The organism is Cellulomonas endometrii, assembly GCF_949769265.1.
Classification (GTDB): domain Bacteria; phylum Actinomycetota; class Actinomycetes; order Actinomycetales; family Cellulomonadaceae; genus Cellulomonas; species Cellulomonas endometrii.
This window is the reverse complement of sequence record NZ_CATKPC010000003.1, coordinates 57,586-72,157: the sequence shown is the minus strand read 5'-3', so window position 1 is coordinate 72,157 and position 14,572 is coordinate 57,586. Positions and strand designations below refer to the sequence as shown.

The window sequence follows — 14,572 nt, the reverse complement described above, 5'->3', positions numbered from 1 at the left end:
GTGGACGTGTACGGCCTCCTCTTCCGCCTGGTCTTCGCCCGCCTCGACCCCGAGCGGGCGCACCACCTCGCGTTCCGCGCGATCCGCGTCGCCTCGCGCGTCCCCGTCCTGCGGGGGGTGCTGCGGTCCGCCCTGGCGGCGCCGCCGTCCGCCGCGGTGCAGGTGCTCGGCCGGACGTTCCCGTCGCCGTTCGGGCTCGCGGCGGGCTTCGACAAGAACGCCGTCGGGGTGCCCGGCCTGACGATGCTCGGCTTCGGGTTCGTCGAGGTCGGCACCGTCACGGCGTGGCCGCAGCCCGGCAACGAGGCGCCGCGGCTGTGGCGGATCGTCGACCGGCGCGCCCTGCGCAACCGGATGGGGTTCAACAACGAGGGCGCCGTCGCGGTCGCCCGGCGGCTGCGGAAGCTGCGCTCGACCGCCGCGGGCCGCGCCCTGGTCGTCGGCGTCAACATCGGCAAGACCAAGGTGACGCCGCCGGAGGACGCCGCCGACGACTACGCCACGAGCGCCGGCCACCTCGCGCCGTACGCGGACTACCTGGTGGTCAACGTCTCGTCGCCGAACACCCCCGGGCTGCGCGACCTGCAGTCGGTGGACGCGCTGCGGCCGATCCTGCAGGCCGCCCGGACCGCCGCCGACGAGGCCGCCGCCGCGGTGCCCCGGCCGCGAGTGCCGCTGCTGGTGAAGATCGCGCCCGACCTGGCCGACGCGGACGTCGACGCGGTCGCCGACCTGGTGGCCGAGCTCGGGCTCGACGGCGTGGTCGCCGTGAACACCACGATCGCGCACGACCTCGGCGAGGGCGGCCTGTCCGGCCCGCCGCTGCTGGACCGCGGGCTCGTGGTGGTCGCGCGCCTGCGGCACCGCCTCGGTGCGGGGCCCGTCGTGATCGGCGTCGGCGGGATCAGCACCGCGGCGGACGCGCAGGCCTACCTCGCCGCGGGCGCCGACCTGGTCCAGGGCTACACGGGCTTCATCTACGAGGGCCCGTTCTGGGCGTCCCGGATCGGCCGGGCGCTCGCGCGCGACGCCGCCGCCCGCGCCGAGCGGGTCGCCCCGTGACCGCGCTGCGGGCCCGCTGGGCGTGGGAGTACACGGGCGCGGACGGGCAGGTGCTGGACCGGCCGCTGTCCCCGGTGTTCCCGAGCCGGTTCGACGCCGAGGAGTGGTTCGGGCTGCAGTGGCGCGCGCTGCGCGAGCAGGGCGTGCGGACCGCCCGGCTGCGGAACGACGGCACCGTGGTGCCCCCCGCCTACGACCTCGCGGCGGTCCCGGAGCAGGTGCTCGGCAACCCGCGGGCCTGACGGGGCCCGGGCTCCGGCGCCGCTCAGACGAGCGCGCTCGGTCGCGCGGCCGCGTACGCGCCGTCCCGGTCGGCCCCCGGGGACCCGAGCGCGGCCCACGCCAGCGCCAGCCCGTCGACCGCCCGCCGCAGCTCGGCGGCGGGCGCGGTGAAGGGCACGCGGAGCCGGTCCTCCAGCCCGCCGTCGACGCCGAAGGCCGGCCCGGGCGCCACCCGCACGCCGTGCGCGAGGGCGAGCGCGCTGAGCGCCGACGACACCGGCGCGCCCAGGTCCACCCACAGCGACTGGCCGCCGGCCGGCACCGTGAACCGCCAGCCGGGCAGCCGCTCCGCGAGCAGGCCGGCGAGCAGGTCCCGGCCCGCGCGGAGCTGCGCGCGCCGCTCCTCGACCGGCTCGGCGCCCAGCCGCAGCAGCTCGACGGCCACGAGCTGGTCCAGCACCGCGGTGCCGAGGTCCGTGGCCCGGCGCGCCAGCGCGAGCCGCGTGACGAGGTCCGCCGGTCCGCGCAGCCAGCCCACCCGCAGGCCGCCCCAGTGGCTCTTCGACATCGAGCCGATCGCCACCACGCGGGCCGCCCGGCCGTCGCCCGCCCACGGCTCCGGCTCGGGGCCGTCCAGCGTGAGGTCGGTCAGCACCTCGTCGCCGGCCACGACCGTGCCCGTGCGCGCGGCCAGCTCCCGCACCCGGGCGCGGCCGGCGGCGCTCAGCGTCGCGCCGGTCGGGTTGTGGTGGTCCGGGATCAGGTAGACGAGCCGCGGCGCGACCTGGCGGACCGTCGACTCCAGCAGGTCCAGGTCGGTCCCGGCGGGGCCCGTCGGGACCGGCACCGGGCGGGCACCCGCCGCGCGCGCCGCCTCGATCGCGTGCGGGTAGGTGGGCTGCTCGACGACCACCCGGTCGCCGGGGCCGGCGTGCGTGGCCATGAGCAGGGCGATGGCGTGCTGCGCGCCGGTCGTCACGAGCACCTGGTCGGGGGACGTGGGGGTGCCGCGCGCGGTGTACCGGTCGGCGACCGCCTCGCGCAGGACGTCCAGGCCGAGCGGGGCGTAGCCGTGGCCCGCGTGCCGGGGGAGCTCCTCGACCGCGCGCAGGGCGGCAGCGTGCAGCGTGCGGGGTGCGGCGCACGCGGCGATCGTGAGGTCGACGACGCCCTCGGGGGCCGCGGGTCGCGCCGGCGTCCGGGTCGTGGGCCCGCGGCGGTCCGCGGGGGGCAGCGCCGTCACCGTGCCGGACCCCTGACGGCTCACCAGGTACCCCTCGTCCCGCAGCAGCCCGTACGCTCCCGAGGTCGTGGTCCGGGAGACGCCGAGCGCGGCCGCGAGCTCCCGCTCCCCGGGGACGCGGGTCGCGAGGGGCAGGTCGCCGGCGAGCACGGCGCGGCGCACCGCGTCGGCCAGCGCCGCGTAGGCGGGGCCGGGGCGACGCCAGCCGCCCAGCACGGACGCCAGGCCGGTGCCGCCGATCCGGCGGTCGGAGACGAGGAGCGAGGACATGGGGCCACTCTTGCGCAAGTGGCTATCGAACGGAAGGCCACCTGGCGGTCAGGATGAGGCCATGACCACGCACGCCTCCACCGCCGCTCCCGGTTCCGTCGACCGCGCCGGCACGCACGCCGCCCGCCGGGGCGCCCAGCTCCTGGGCGGCCTCGTCCTGTACGCCCTGTCCATCGCGATGCTGGTGCACTCCGGCCTCGGCAACATGCCCTGGGACGTGCTCAGCCAGGGCGCGGCACGTCAGCTCGGCTGGTCGCTCGGCACCGCCACGGTCGTGATCAGCGTGCTCGTGCTCGCGTGCTGGTGGCCGATCCGGCAGCGCCCGGGCATCGGGACCGTCGCGAACGTGCTGGTCATCGGCGTGCTGGTCGACCCGTTCCTCGCGCTGCTCGACCGGCTGCCGGACCCCCTGCCGCTCGCCGCGCGGATCGCCCTCGTCGTCGCCGGCATCGCCCTGAACGCGGTCGCCAGCGGGCTGTACATCGGCGCGCGCCTCGGCCCCGGCCCCCGCGACGGCCTGATGACGGGGCTGGTCGCGCGCACCGGCTGGCCGGTGGGCCCGGTCCGCATCGCGATCGAGGTCACGGTGGTCCTGGTCGGCTGGCTGCTCGGGGGCACGCTCGGGTTCGCGACGCTGGCCTACGCGCTCGGGATCGGCCCGCTGATCCACCTGCTGCTGCCGCGGCTCACCGTGCCCGTCCCGGCGGCGATCGCGGCGGCCGAGCCGGCGGAGCCGGGCGAGGGGCGCTGACCGCACCCCGGCGCCCTGTGCGTAGGTGGCCACGTGGTCTCGTAGGTGCCGCCCCCGGTGGCAGCGTCGCGCTCGACGGTGACGAGCTGCTGCGGAGGGGGAGCTGTGAACCAGGTCCAGATGTCACCTGGCGAGGTGCAGGCGTCGGCCGCCCGGCTCGCCGACGCGGGGGACGCCGTCCGGTCCTCCCGGCACGCCGACCACGCCGGCGACGTCGCCGCCTCGCTGCCCGGGAGCCTCAGCGCCTCCGCTGCCCGTCGGGCGAGTGCGATCTGGTTGGCCAGCGGGTCGCGGTGGGTGCGCTCCGCCGAGGCGCAGTCCGACGCGATGGCGGCCGCCGCCCGCGCCACCGAGGTGCAGGACACCTCGGTGGCGACGTCGTTGGACCGGATGGTGCAGCGCCTCGGCCCGGTCCCGTCATGAGCAGTCCCCGGACGGTGCTCGCGTGGGACCCGGATGCGCTGGGCCGTGCGGCGGACGCCCTGGCCCACGACCGCTCCCGGCTCCTGGGGCTCCAGGACGAGCTCGATGAGGGCGCACCGCCGCCGACGTGGCAGGGCCCGGCGAGCGCCCGCGCGCGCAGGGCCCACCGCACGCTGGCAGACACGCTGACGGGGACGGTCTCCGAGGTAGCCGCGGTCACCGCCGCCGTGGACGACGCGGTGGGATCGATCCGGGCGGCGAAGGCAGAGCTCGACGGCGCGCTCGCCTGGGCCGGGCGCAACGGCTTCGCGGTGGACCTGCGGACCGGCCACGTGCGCGACCTGCGGTGCACCACCGGCGACGAGCTCGCCGACCGGCGCCTCGCGGGTGACGAGCTGGGCGACCGCATCCGCCAGACGCTGCTCAGCGCCGGTGCCGCCGACGAGCAGCTGGCGGCCGTCCTCGGACGCGTGGGCGCGGGGACGGAGGCCCGGCCCGGCTCTCTCGCCGCCGCTGCGGCGCACGGCGCCGCAACCGGGGCTGCGCAGCTGCTGCGGCCCGGGCTCGGCGGGTCTCCTGCGCGGGCGAGTGCGTGGTGGGAGTCGCTCGGGGAGGAGCAGCAGCGGCGGGTCCTGGCCGAGCACCCAGACTGGCTCGGGAACACGGACGGCATCCCCGCCGGCGTCCGGGACCAGGCGAACCGAGCGCTGATCCCCGTGCACCGGGCGAAGCTCGAGGCGGACGCGGCGCGGCTCATGGCGCGGCTCGCAGACTCGGCGTTCGGCGGGACGTTCACGAACGACGACGCCGCGCTTGCGGTGGTGCGGGAGAAGCTCGCGGGCCTGGACGCGATCGAGAGTTTGTTGCGGGAGACCCGGGACCGCCAGCTGCTCGTGCTCGACATCCGCGGATCGCGCCAGCTGTTGGCCGCCGTCGCCGTCGGGGACGTCGACACCGCTGATCATGTGGCGGTGTTCACCCCGGGATTCGGGACGACCGTGGCAGGCAGTCTTGCGACGTACGACTCCTCGATGGCCGAGCTCAGCTCGGTCGCGCGCAGCGAGTCGCTGAAGTACGGGGACGGTGGCTCGGTGGCGACCGTGTCGTGGCTGGGCTACGAGGCCCCGCAGTGGGGCGAGTGGTACGACCCCGGCGGGAGGTTCGTCACGAGCGACTCCTCGGCGCAGGCCGGAGCAGCCTCGCTCGCCGACTTCTACCGGGGCATCGACGCATCCCGCAGCGACGACCCGCACCTGACCGCGCTCGGTCACTCGTACGGCTCGACGACCACAGGTATCGCCCTGCAGCACGAGACGGGGGTCGACTCGGCCGTGGTGTTCGGTTCTCCTGGCATTGGTACGTCGCACGTGGAGGATCTCGACGTCCCTGACGGGCAGGTGTTCCGCATCGAGGCACGACGGGATGCCGTCGCCGATCTGGGCCACTTCGGCATCGACCCGACCCACGTCGACGGCATCGCCGGGCTCTCCGCGCGGGACGCGACGCTCGACGGGACCACCTACCGGGAGTCGACCGGGCACAGCGCCTACCTGTCGGATGACACGACGAGCCAGCACAACATCGCGGCAGTCGTCGCGGGGGCCTCGGGCAGGATGGTGCTCGACGACGGCCGCGGAGCGGGCGACCTGCTCAGCCGGCCGGTCCCGGGGACGTACTGATGAGCACGGCAACGCCGGCGACGCGCTGTCGCCGCCCCACGGTGGAGGACATGTGAGGACGCTGCTCGTGTCGACGGTGCTGGTCGTGGCCGCGGTGCTGTCGGGGTGCACCGCCGGGGGGGCCGGATCGGACGACGGGCCGCGGGGCCAGGAACAGGTGGAGACGGTGGACGCACGGCCACGCATGGAGCAGGTGCTGGACGACTACGAGGCGATGGAGCGCGAGATGATCGCCGCCGTCGAGGCGGAGCTGCCGGGCCTGGTGTGGCGGATGGACACCGAGGGCATCGGGATGACGCAGTCTCTCTGCAACGACGGTGACCTGGAGGGGCAGGAGGTCGATCTCGCGACCCTCTGGGCGTCCGGGACCCTGGACCCGGCCGACTGGCACCGCGCGGTCGAGATCGTGCAGGAGGTCGGTGACCGCCACGGCTTCACCGACCGCCGCACGGTGCTGGACCGGCCGGACGACGTGGAGGTCGTCGGGGAGGACCGGTACGGCGGCCGCTACCGCTTCGGCATGGCGGTCAACACCATCCTGTCCGTCCGGACCGGCTGCCACCTCTGGGAGACGCTGCCCGGGGAGGACGACGAGCGCCCGTCGCCGCTCGACGGCTGACGCGTGGCCGGCCGCGAGCAGGCACGGCACAGGGCCCGGGTCGCGACGTGCGTGACCCGGGCCCTGCGTCGTGCGGTGCGCGTCAGCGCGTGGCGGGGGAGCTCTTCGCCGTCTCCGCCGGGTCGCTGATCACGGCGTCGCCGAGCACGTCGTCGATCCGCGCCATCAGCTCGGCCGGGATCTCGACGCCGGACGCTTTGACGTTCTCCACGACCTGCTCGGGCCGGGAGGCGCCGATGATGGCCGCGGCCACGTTCCGGTTCTGCAGCACCCACGCGACGGCGAGCTGCGCGAGCGACAGCCCGAGCTCGTCGGCGACCGGCGTCAGGTCCTGGACGCGCTGCAGGACGTTCGGGCGGTCGAGGAACGACTTGACCATCCGGGCGCCGCCCTTCTCGTCCGTCGCGCGGGAGCCCTCGGGCAGCGGCTGGCCGGGCTTGTACTTGCCGGTGAGCACGCCCTGCGCGACGGGGGACCAGACGATCTGGGACAGGCCGAGCTCCTCGGACGTCGGGACGACCTCGCCCTCGATGACCCGCCACAGCGCGGAGTACTGCGGCTGGTTCGACACGAGGCGGAAGCCGAGGTCCTGCGCGAGCTCCTGGCCGGCGCGGATCTGGTCGGCGGTCCACTCGGACACGCCGATGTACAGCGCCTTGCCGGAGCGGACGACGTCCGCGAACGCCTGCATCGTCTCCTCGAGCGGCGTCTCGTGGTCGTACCGGTGCGCCTGGTACAGGTCGACGTAGTCGGTCTGCAGGCGGCGCAGGGAGCCGTCGATGGACTCGAGGATGTGCTTGCGGGACAGGCCGGAGTCGTTCGGGCCCTTGGGGCCGGTCGGCCAGTAGACCTTCGTGAAGATCTCGAGGGACTGCCGGCGCTCGCCCTTGAGGGCCTCGCCGAGCACCTCCTCGGCGACCGTGTTCGCGTAGACGTCCGCGGTGTCGAAGGACGTGATGCCGTTGTCGAGCGCGGCCCGGACGCAGGCGGCGGCGGCGTCGTTCTCGACCTGCGAGCCGTGCGTGAGCCAGTTGCCGTAGGTGATCTCGGAGATCTTGAGGCCGGAGCGGCCCAGGTGGCGGTAGTTGACCATGCGACCACCCTAGGACGACGGCGCGGGTGCGCTCGCCGAGGCGGTCAGCGGCGCGTCACTCCGGGTACTCGCCGTGCTTGACCTGCGGCTTCGGCAGCCGGGCGCGCCGGATCTGGAACACCCGGGTGACGGCGTACATCATCGTGCCGCGGACGACGGCGTCGGCGCCGAACTTCGCGACAAGCCTCTTGCGGAGCTTGCGCCACATGATCGCCACGTCGACGACCATCGCGATGATGAAGACGTACAGGACCACCAGGCCGAGGAACGCGAACTCCGCGCTGACCTGGCTGAGCAGCATGTTGAGCAGCAGCATGACGATGGCGATCGGCAGGAACATCTCGCCGAGGCTCCAGCGGGCGTCCACGTACTGCCGGACGTACCGGCGGACGGGGCCCTTGTCCTTGGCGGGGAGGTAGCGCTCGTCGCCGGTCTGCATCGCGGCGTACTGCTTGTCGCGCTCGGCGCGCTGCGCGGACCGGGCCTCCTTGGCGGCGGCCTTGCGGTCCGTGGGGACCAGCGGGCGCCGGTTGGCCGCCTCGGCGACCTTCCGCTTCGGCGTCGGGCGGCCCTTCGTGCCCCCGGGCACCTCGACGAGACCCGGGGTCTCCTCGGTCAGGGGCGTCTGCCCCGTCGCGGCGGTGGCACCCGTGCTGCTGTCCTTGCTGCGTCCGAACACCACTCCAGGGTAGTCGAGTAGCGTGACGGTCCGTGACCGAGCAGACGCAGCAGAACCCGCCCTTGTCCGTCACCGCCCTGCGGGCCCGCGTCGAGGAGGCCTTCGCCGGCATCCGCGCGGACCTCGAGGCCCTCGTCCGGGTGCCGAGCGTCTCCAACGCGGACTTCGACCAGGCGCACGTCGCCGCCAGCGCCGAGCACGTCGCCCGCCTGCTGGGCGAGGCCGGGATGCCCGAGGTGCAGATCCTGTCCGCCCCGCGTCCCGACGGCACCCCCGGCGCGCCCGCCGTCGTCGCCCGCCGGCCCGCGCCCGCCGGCGCCCCGACCGTGCTCCTGTACGCGCACCACGACGTGCAGCCCCCCGGCGCCGACGCCGACTGGGACACCGACCCGTTCGAGCCGACCGAGCGCGACGGCCGGCTGTACGGCCGCGGCGCGGCGGACGACAAGGCGGGCGTGGTGGCGCACCTCGGCGCGCTGCGGGTGCTCGGCGACGAGCTCGGCGTCGGCGTGACGGTGTTCGTCGAGGGCGAGGAGGAGGTCGGCTCGCCGTCCTTCACCACGTTCCTGCACACCTACCGGGACCTGCTCGCGGCGGACGTCATCGTCGTCGCCGACTCCTCCAACTGGAAGGTGGGCGTCCCCGGCCTCACCACGTCCCTGCGCGGGCTCGTGGACCTCGAGGTCGAGGTCGCCGCGCTGGACCACGCGGTGCACTCCGGCATGTTCGGCGGCCCGGTCCTCGACGCCGTCACGCTGCTGTCCCGCCTCATCGCCACGCTGCACGACGACGCCGGCGACGTCGCGGTCCAGGGCCTCGTCGCGGCGGCGGACCCGGCGGTCGACTACGAGGAGGCGGCGTTCCGGGCCGACGCGAGCGTGCTGGACGGCGTGACGCTCGCCGGCACCGGGCCGATCACCGCGCGGCTGTGGACCCGGCCGACCATCGCCGTCATCGGGCTCGACGCGCCGCGGGTGGCGACCGCGTCGAACACCATCACCCCGAAGGCCACCGCGAAGCTGTCGATGCGCATCGCGCCCGGGCAGGACCCCGCCGCCGCGCTCGCCGCGCTGCGCGCGCACCTGGAGGGCCACGCGCCGTTCGGCGCCCGCGTGACGGTCCGCGACGGAGAGCTCGGCAAGCCGTTCCAGGCGCCCGCCGACTCGCCCGCGATGCAGGCCGCGCGGCAGGCGTTCGCCGACGCCTGGGGCACCGAGCCGGTCGACATCGGCGTGGGCGGGTCCATCCCGTTCATCGCGGACCTGCTCGAGGTCTACCCGGACGCGGCGATCCTGGTCACGGGCGTCGAGGACCCGGACTCCCGGGCGCACGGGCCGAACGAGTCCGTGCACCTCGCGGAGCTGGAGAAGGTCGTGCTCGCGGAGGCCCTCCTCCTGGCCCGCCTGGCCTGACCCGCCCGCCGCCTCGGGGGCGTCAGACCGGGGGAGCGGGGTCGTACTGGATCTCTCGCCGGACGCGCCGGGCCGCGTCCGGCGACTCCAGGCGCGCGACCAGGTGCAGGGCCATGTCGATGCCGGCGGACACCCCCGCGGAGGTGACGACGTCGCCGTCGTCGACGTACCGGGCCTCGGTGTCGATGAGCACGCTGCGGTCCAGCTCGGCGAGCTCGTCCAGGGCGGCCCAGTGCGTCGTCGCCGGCCTGCCCGCGAGCAGGCCGGCGGCGGCGTACACCAGCGACCCGGTGCACACGGACGCCAGCAGCGCCGTCTCCTGCCGCACCGCGCGCAGCCACGCCAGGTGCTCGCCGTCCCGGGTCAGCGGGCGGGTGCCCCGGCCGCCGGGGTGCACGAGGACGTGCAGCGGCCCGACCTCGTCCCGCGACGTGTCCGGCACCAGGCGCAGGCCCTTCGCGCACCGGACGCCGGAGCCGTCCGCCGAGAACGTCACCACCTCGGGCCGGAGCGGCGACGTCCCCGCCCAGGCCGTCAGGACGTCGTAGGGCCCGACCACGTCGAGCTCCTCCGCGTCGTCGAACACGACGATCCCGATCCGCAGCGCGTGTCCCGTGCCCATCTGCGTCTCCTCCTCGACGGCGGCGGCCCGCCCCGGGGCGTCAGTACCCCGGCAGCGCCAGCATCTGGTCGAGCGCGACGCGCGCCCAGTGCGCGTCGTCCGCGTCGACGACGATCCGGTTCACGACCCGCCCGTCCCGCAGCGACTCCATCGCCCACACCAGGTGCGGGAGGTCGATGCGGTTCATGGTCGAGCAGAAGCACACGGTCGAGTCGAGGTAGCTGATCTGCTTGTCCGGGTGCGCGGCGGCCAGGCGGCGGACCAGGTTCAGCTCCGTGCCGATCGCCCAGGAGGACCCGGCCGGGGCGGCGTCGAGCGCCTGGATGATGTACTCCGTCGACCCGACCATGTCGGCGCCCGTGACGACCTCGTGCCGGCACTCCGGGTGCACGAGCACGGTCACGTCCGGCACGGCGGCGCGGACGTCGACGAGGTTCTGCGGGGAGAACCGTCCGTGCACCGAGCAGTGCCCGCGCCACAGGATCATCCGGGCGTCGCGCAGCTGCTGGGTGGTGAGGCCGCCGTTCGGGCGGCGCGGGTCGAACACCACGCACTGCTCCAGCGGGATGCCCAGCGCCAGCACCGCGGTGTTCCGCCCGAGGTGCTGGTCCGGCATGAACAGGACCTTGCCGTGGCCGTCGACGCCGCCCACCTGGTCGAACGCCCAGCGCAGGGCGACGTGCGCGTTGGAGGAGGTGCAGACGGTGCCGCCGTGCCGGCCGGTGAACGCCTTGATCGCGGCCGTGGAGTTCATGTACGTCACCGGGACGGTGTCCTCGGCGATCCCCGCCTCGACCAGCACGTCCCAGGCGTCCTCGACCTGGTCGATCGCGGCCATGTCGGCCATCGAGCAGCCCGCGGCCATGTCGGGCAGCACGACCTGCTGGCGGTCGGACGTGAGGATGTCCGCCGACTCGGCCATGAAGTGCACCCCGCAGAACAGGATGTACTCCGCGTCGGGGCGGGCGGCGGCCTCGCGCGCGAGCTTGAAGGAGTCGCCCGTGACGTCCGCGAAGTCGATGACCTCGTCGCGCTGGTAGTGGTGGCCGAGCACGAACGCCCGGTCGCCGAGCGCCGCGCGGGCGGCGCGGGCGCGTTCCACCAGGTCGGGGTCGCTGGCGGCGGGCAGGCCGCCGACGCACTCGACGCCGCGCTCGGACGCCAGGTCGGTGCCCTGGCCGAGCAGCAGGAGGGCGGAGGGCAGCGGTTCCGCGAACGACGTCGCGGGGGCGAGCAGACTCACGCGCGGCATCATCCCACAGGGCCCCCGGGCGCTGACCAGGACCTCCAGGACGGCGGTGCGGACGGCGCGTGCGAGGATCGCGGCGTGCACGTGCTGGTGGCCCCCGGACGGTTCGACGCGCGCCCGGACGACGGCCGTGGCGCGCCGCGCGACGTGCCCGTCGCCGACCCCTGGCCGGCCCTGACGGCGGCCGAGGCGGTGGCCGCGGTCGTGGACGGCTGGCGCGGCGCCGCACCCGCCGACACGCTCGAGACGCTGCCGCTGTCCGACGGCGGCCCTGGCCTGCTCGACACGATCCGCGCCGTCCGCGGCGGCGAGCTGCTCTCCGTGACGACGACCGACGCCCACGGCGACGTCGTGCCCGGGGCGGTCCTGGTGGTGAGCGAGGCGTCCGGCGCCCGCACGGCGTGGGTCGACGGGGCGCTGGCCCTGGGCGCCGCGGACCCCGCGGCCGCGCCGGTCACGGCGACGACGTCCGCGGGGCTCGGCACGCTGCTGGCCGCGGCGCTCGACACCGGGGCCGGACGGGTGGTCGTCGGGCTCGGCGGGCGGCGCACGGTGGCGCACGACGCGGGTGCCGGTCTGCTCGCCGCGCTCGGGGCCGCCCCGGCGTCCGCCGCCGGCGGGATCGGCCGGGCCGGCGCGCTCTCGCCGGGGGACCTCGCCGCGGTCGCCGGTCTGCGGGAGGCCCTGGCCGGCCGTGACCTCGTCGCGCTGCACGCGCACGAGCTGCCGCTGCTCGGGCTGGGCGGCGTGTCCGCCGACCTCGCCGAGTCCCGGCGGGTCGACGCCGCGGCGGCGCAGGAGGCCGAGCGCGCCGTGGCGGCGTTCGTCCGCGCCGCGGCGCCGCAGCGGACGACCCGCGGCGGGCGCCCGGCGCCGTGACCTGCTCGGCGGGACCGGCGCGGGTCCGGCCCGGGCGCGGGTCGCGCGCCGCCCTCGTGCCGGGGTCCGGGGCGGGCGGGGAGCGGCGTTCGCGCTCGGGCTGCTCGGCGCCCGCCTGGTCGACGGGGCGGCGTGGGTCGCGGACGCGGTGGACCTCGCCGCGCGGGTCGCCGGGGCGGACCTGGTCGTGACCGGGACGGGCGTGCTCGACGGCTCCGCGCTGGAGCACGGCGTGGTCGCCGCCGTCGCCGCGGCCGCCCTGCCGCTCGGCGTGCCGGCCGTCGCGGTCGCCGCGCAGCTGCGGACCGGGCGCCGCGACTGGGGCGCGGCCGGGCTCGCGGGAGCGTTCGGCGTCGTCGAGCGGCCCGGCGACGAGGACCGCTGGCGCACCGACCCCGCCGTGGCCCTCCGCGAACGGCTTCCGCGCATCGCCCGCACCTGGTCCCGCTGACGTCCACGACCCGGCACGGGCGGGGTGTGCGGGTCCCGTGCGCGTCCCGTGGTGCACCGGGCCCGCGGGCGTACATTGGGAACAGATCACGGAGGAGCGCGGTTGTGCCCGACGTGACCGCGCCCCGGCACTCGCGCGAGCGCGCGCCGGCGACCGATGTGAGACACCGTCAGGAGACACCATGAGCGAGACCACCGAGACCGCGACGCACGGCGTCCAGCTCACCGACGTCGCGGCCGACAAGGTGCGCACCCTGCTCGAGCAGGAGGGGCGCGACGACCTGCGCCTGCGCATCGCGGTGCAGCCCGGCGGGTGCTCGGGCCTGATCTACCAGCTCTACTTCGACGAGCGCGTCCTCGACGGCGACGCGCTGCGTGACTTCGACGGTGTCGAGGTCGTCGTCGACCGGATGAGCGTCCCCTACCTCGAGGGCGCCACGATCGACTTCGCCGACACCATCGAGAAGCAGGGCTTCACGATCGACAACCCGAACGCCGGCAGCAGCTGCGCGTGCGGCGGCTCGTTCAGCTGACCCGCCCCGCGGCCTGGCCGACGAGAGCCCCGGACCACGCGGTCCGGGGCTCTCGCGCGTCCGGGCCCGTGCGTCCGGGGCTCGCCCCGGTCACAGGTCCGCCAGCCCCGCCTCCCGCCGGAGCGCGACGACCACCCCGGGCAGCACGTCGCAGAACCGCTCGACGTCGGCTGCGCTCGTCCCCACCGGCAGCGACAGGCGCACGCTCCCCCCGGTGAGCGCACCCATCGCGGCCAGCACGTGGCTCGGCTGCTCGGTGGCGGACGTGCACGCGGAACCGGACGCGACGGCGAACCCGGCCCGGTCCAGCGCGGTGACCACGGCCTCGCCGTCCACGTACAGGCAGGAGAACGTCAGCACGTGCGGCAGCCGGCCGGTGGGCGGACCGACGACGTCGACCTCGGGCACCTCGGCGGCGACCCGCGCGCGGACGCGGTCGACGAGCGCGGCGCGCGGGTCGGGCCCGGTGCGCAGCCGGGCGGCGGCAGCCTGCAGCGCGACGGCGGCGGCCAGCGCGGCGGGGACCGAGACGCCGCCGGGGAACCAGCGGTCGTCGTCGAGGGCGCCGGCGGCCAGGACGGGGGAGCGGCGCACCCCGGCGCGGGTGACGAGCACCGTGGCCCCGGGCAGCGCCCCGACGTCCCCCGGGTCGATCGCCAGCACGTCCCACTCGGGGCCGACGGGCACGTGCCCGAACGACGAGCCGGCGTCCACGAGCAGCGGCACCCCGGCGGCCCGCGCGGCCGCGTGCGCCTCGGCGACCGGCTGGAGGCTCCCGACCTCACCGTTGGCGTGCTGGACGGCGGCGAGGGCGACCCCGGGCCGGCGCACGGCCTCCTCGAGGGCCGCGAGGTCGACGCGGCCGTCGGTGCCCACGGGCACGGTGACGCGCCCGCCGTCCGGCACGCCCGCGACGGCTCCGGCGACGGCTCCGGCGGCGGCCGCCGCGTCCAGCACGGCCATCCGCTCGACCTCCGGGACGACCACCGAGCCGCCGACGCGGCGCCGCCCCCGGGCGACCGTCAGCACCGCGGTGTGCAGCGCGGCGGTGTGCGAGGGCGCCCAGTCGACCTCCTCGGTCCGCGCGCCCACCAGGGCGGCGACCGCCTCGCGCGCACCGTCGAGCAGCGCCCGCGCGCGCCGGCCCTCGGTGTGCAGGCGGCGCGGGTCGGCCCAGCCCTCGTCCAGGGCGGCGAGGAAAGCCTCGCGCGCCCGTGCTGCCCGCCGGGCCGTCGGAAGACGGCGGTCCCTGCCAGGACAGTGATCCAGATGACACTCCGTCATCTCACGGGCCCGAAACGCGGTTCTCGGACCACGACGAGGCGGCCAGCGCGCTAGGCTGCTCGCGATCGAGGACATAGGTCCTAGGTGACTTCCCTGTCGGAC

16 protein-coding genes are annotated in these 14,572 nt (G+C 76.0%); 10 read left to right on the top strand and 6 right to left on the bottom strand.

Annotated elements, in window-relative coordinates; all coding sequences use genetic code 11:
• Nucleotides 1–6 precede the first annotated feature (6 nt).
• Both QNH85_RS04850 and QNH85_RS04845 read left to right on the top strand, forming a co-directional pair.
• Nucleotides 7–1,062, top strand: a complete 1,056-nt coding sequence (locus QNH85_RS04850) for a quinone-dependent dihydroorotate dehydrogenase (protein WP_282945041.1) — start codon at nucleotides 7–9, stop codon at nucleotides 1,060–1,062.
• Complete coding sequence (locus QNH85_RS04845; protein ID WP_282945040.1) at nucleotides 1,059–1,304, top strand: hypothetical protein; 246 nt, start codon at nucleotides 1,059–1,061, stop codon at nucleotides 1,302–1,304. Before QNH85_RS04850 ends, QNH85_RS04845 begins: the two co-directional genes overlap by 4 nt.
• A 23-nt stretch (nucleotides 1,305–1,327) precedes the next feature.
• Here QNH85_RS04845 and yczR read toward each other — a convergent pair whose 3' ends face one another.
• Nucleotides 1,328–2,797 (bottom strand): MocR-like transcription factor YczR, encoded by a 1,470-nt coding sequence (gene yczR, locus QNH85_RS04840; protein WP_282945039.1) that lies wholly within the window; start codon nucleotides 2,795–2,797, stop codon nucleotides 1,328–1,330.
• Between the two features lie 61 nt (nucleotides 2,798–2,858).
• Here yczR and yczE point away from each other — a divergent pair, with 61 nt between their 5' ends.
• From yczE to QNH85_RS04820, 4 genes are all read left to right on the top strand, one after another.
• On the top strand, nucleotides 2,859–3,548 hold the full coding sequence (gene yczE / locus QNH85_RS04835) for a membrane protein YczE (RefSeq protein ID WP_282945038.1): 690 nt from the start codon (nucleotides 2,859–2,861) through the stop codon (nucleotides 3,546–3,548).
• Nucleotides 3,549–3,653: 105 nt separating this feature from the next.
• Complete coding sequence (locus QNH85_RS04830; RefSeq protein WP_282945037.1) at nucleotides 3,654–3,971, top strand: hypothetical protein; 318 nt, start codon at nucleotides 3,654–3,656, stop codon at nucleotides 3,969–3,971.
• On the top strand, nucleotides 3,968–5,650 hold the full coding sequence (locus QNH85_RS04825) for an alpha/beta hydrolase (RefSeq protein ID WP_282945036.1): 1,683 nt from the start codon (nucleotides 3,968–3,970) through the stop codon (nucleotides 5,648–5,650). The genes QNH85_RS04830 and QNH85_RS04825 overlap by 4 nt, the downstream gene beginning before the upstream one ends.
• A gap of 52 nt (nucleotides 5,651–5,702) precedes the next feature.
• On the top strand, nucleotides 5,703–6,269 hold the full coding sequence (locus QNH85_RS04820; RefSeq protein ID WP_282945035.1) for an LppA family lipoprotein: 567 nt from the start codon (nucleotides 5,703–5,705) through the stop codon (nucleotides 6,267–6,269).
• 82 nt (nucleotides 6,270–6,351) lie between these two features.
• On the opposite strand, the gene QNH85_RS04815 is transcribed toward QNH85_RS04820, so the two are convergent.
• Nucleotides 6,352–7,362: an aldo/keto reductase family protein gene (locus QNH85_RS04815; RefSeq protein ID WP_213282934.1), complete on the bottom strand. Its 1,011-nt coding sequence runs from the start codon at nucleotides 7,360–7,362 to the stop codon at nucleotides 6,352–6,354.
• Nucleotides 7,363–7,417: 55 nt separating this feature from the next.
• Entirely contained in the window at nucleotides 7,418–8,041 is a 624-nt protein-coding gene (locus tag QNH85_RS04810; RefSeq protein WP_282945034.1) for a DUF3043 domain-containing protein, read from the bottom strand.
• Between the two features lie 32 nt (nucleotides 8,042–8,073).
• Here QNH85_RS04810 and QNH85_RS04805 point away from each other — a divergent pair, with 32 nt between their 5' ends.
• Nucleotides 8,074–9,453: a dipeptidase gene (locus QNH85_RS04805; RefSeq protein ID WP_282945033.1), complete on the top strand. Its 1,380-nt coding sequence runs from the start codon at nucleotides 8,074–8,076 to the stop codon at nucleotides 9,451–9,453.
• 22 nt (nucleotides 9,454–9,475) lie between these two features.
• On the opposite strand, the gene QNH85_RS04800 is transcribed toward QNH85_RS04805, so the two are convergent.
• Together QNH85_RS04800 and nadA are read right to left on the bottom strand one after the other, a co-directional pair.
• The gene (locus tag QNH85_RS04800) at nucleotides 9,476–10,075 is read right to left on the bottom strand and encodes a DJ-1/PfpI family protein (protein ID WP_282945032.1); all 600 of its coding nucleotides are present in this window, start codon (nucleotides 10,073–10,075) and stop codon (nucleotides 9,476–9,478) included.
• A 40-nt stretch (nucleotides 10,076–10,115) separates the two neighbouring features.
• Complete coding sequence (nadA, locus tag QNH85_RS04795) at nucleotides 10,116–11,327, bottom strand: quinolinate synthase NadA (protein ID WP_282945031.1); 1,212 nt, start codon at nucleotides 11,325–11,327, stop codon at nucleotides 10,116–10,118.
• Between the two features lie 75 nt (nucleotides 11,328–11,402).
• Between nadA and QNH85_RS04790 the strand changes: the two genes are divergently transcribed.
• From QNH85_RS04790 to erpA, 3 genes are all read left to right on the top strand, one after another.
• Nucleotides 11,403–12,203 (top strand): glycerate kinase, encoded by an 801-nt coding sequence (locus tag QNH85_RS04790; protein WP_282945030.1) that lies wholly within the window; start codon nucleotides 11,403–11,405, stop codon nucleotides 12,201–12,203.
• Nucleotide 12,204: 1 nt separating this feature from the next.
• Nucleotides 12,205–12,654, top strand: a complete 450-nt coding sequence (locus tag QNH85_RS04785; protein WP_282945304.1) for a glycerate kinase — start codon at nucleotides 12,205–12,207, stop codon at nucleotides 12,652–12,654.
• A gap of 181 nt (nucleotides 12,655–12,835) precedes the next feature.
• Complete coding sequence (gene erpA / locus QNH85_RS04780) at nucleotides 12,836–13,186, top strand: iron-sulfur cluster insertion protein ErpA (protein ID WP_213282937.1); 351 nt, start codon at nucleotides 12,836–12,838, stop codon at nucleotides 13,184–13,186.
• A 90-nt stretch (nucleotides 13,187–13,276) separates the two neighbouring features.
• Here the strand turns inward: erpA and QNH85_RS04775 are convergent, their stop codons facing one another.
• A complete protein-coding gene (locus tag QNH85_RS04775; RefSeq protein WP_282945029.1) occupies nucleotides 13,277–14,470 on the bottom strand; it encodes a cysteine desulfurase family protein in 1,194 nt (397 codons plus the stop codon).
• Nucleotides 14,471–14,572: the final 102 nt, after the last annotated feature.

Bases quoted from the DNA above. Each gene is read 5' to 3' on its own strand.
- nadA (WP_282945031.1), bottom strand. From the start codon at position 11,327: ATGCCGCGCGTGAGTCTGCTCGCCCCCGCGACGTCGTTCGCGGAACCG.
- QNH85_RS04825 (WP_282945036.1), top strand. From the start codon at position 3,968: ATGAGCAGTCCCCGGACGGTGCTCGCGTGGGACCCGGATGCGCTGGGC.
- QNH85_RS04815 (WP_213282934.1), bottom strand. From the start codon at position 7,362: ATGGTCAACTACCGCCACCTGGGCCGCTCCGGCCTCAAGATCTCCGAG.
- QNH85_RS04800 (WP_282945032.1), bottom strand. From the start codon at position 10,075: ATGGGCACGGGACACGCGCTGCGGATCGGGATCGTCGTGTTCGACGAC.
- yczE (WP_282945038.1), top strand. From the start codon at position 2,859: ATGACCACGCACGCCTCCACCGCCGCTCCCGGTTCCGTCGACCGCGCC.
- QNH85_RS04775 (WP_282945029.1), bottom strand. From the start codon at position 14,470: ATGACGGAGTGTCATCTGGATCACTGTCCTGGCAGGGACCGCCGTCTT.
- yczR (WP_282945039.1), bottom strand. From the start codon at position 2,797: ATGTCCTCGCTCCTCGTCTCCGACCGCCGGATCGGCGGCACCGGCCTG.
- erpA (WP_213282937.1), top strand. From the start codon at position 12,836: ATGAGCGAGACCACCGAGACCGCGACGCACGGCGTCCAGCTCACCGAC.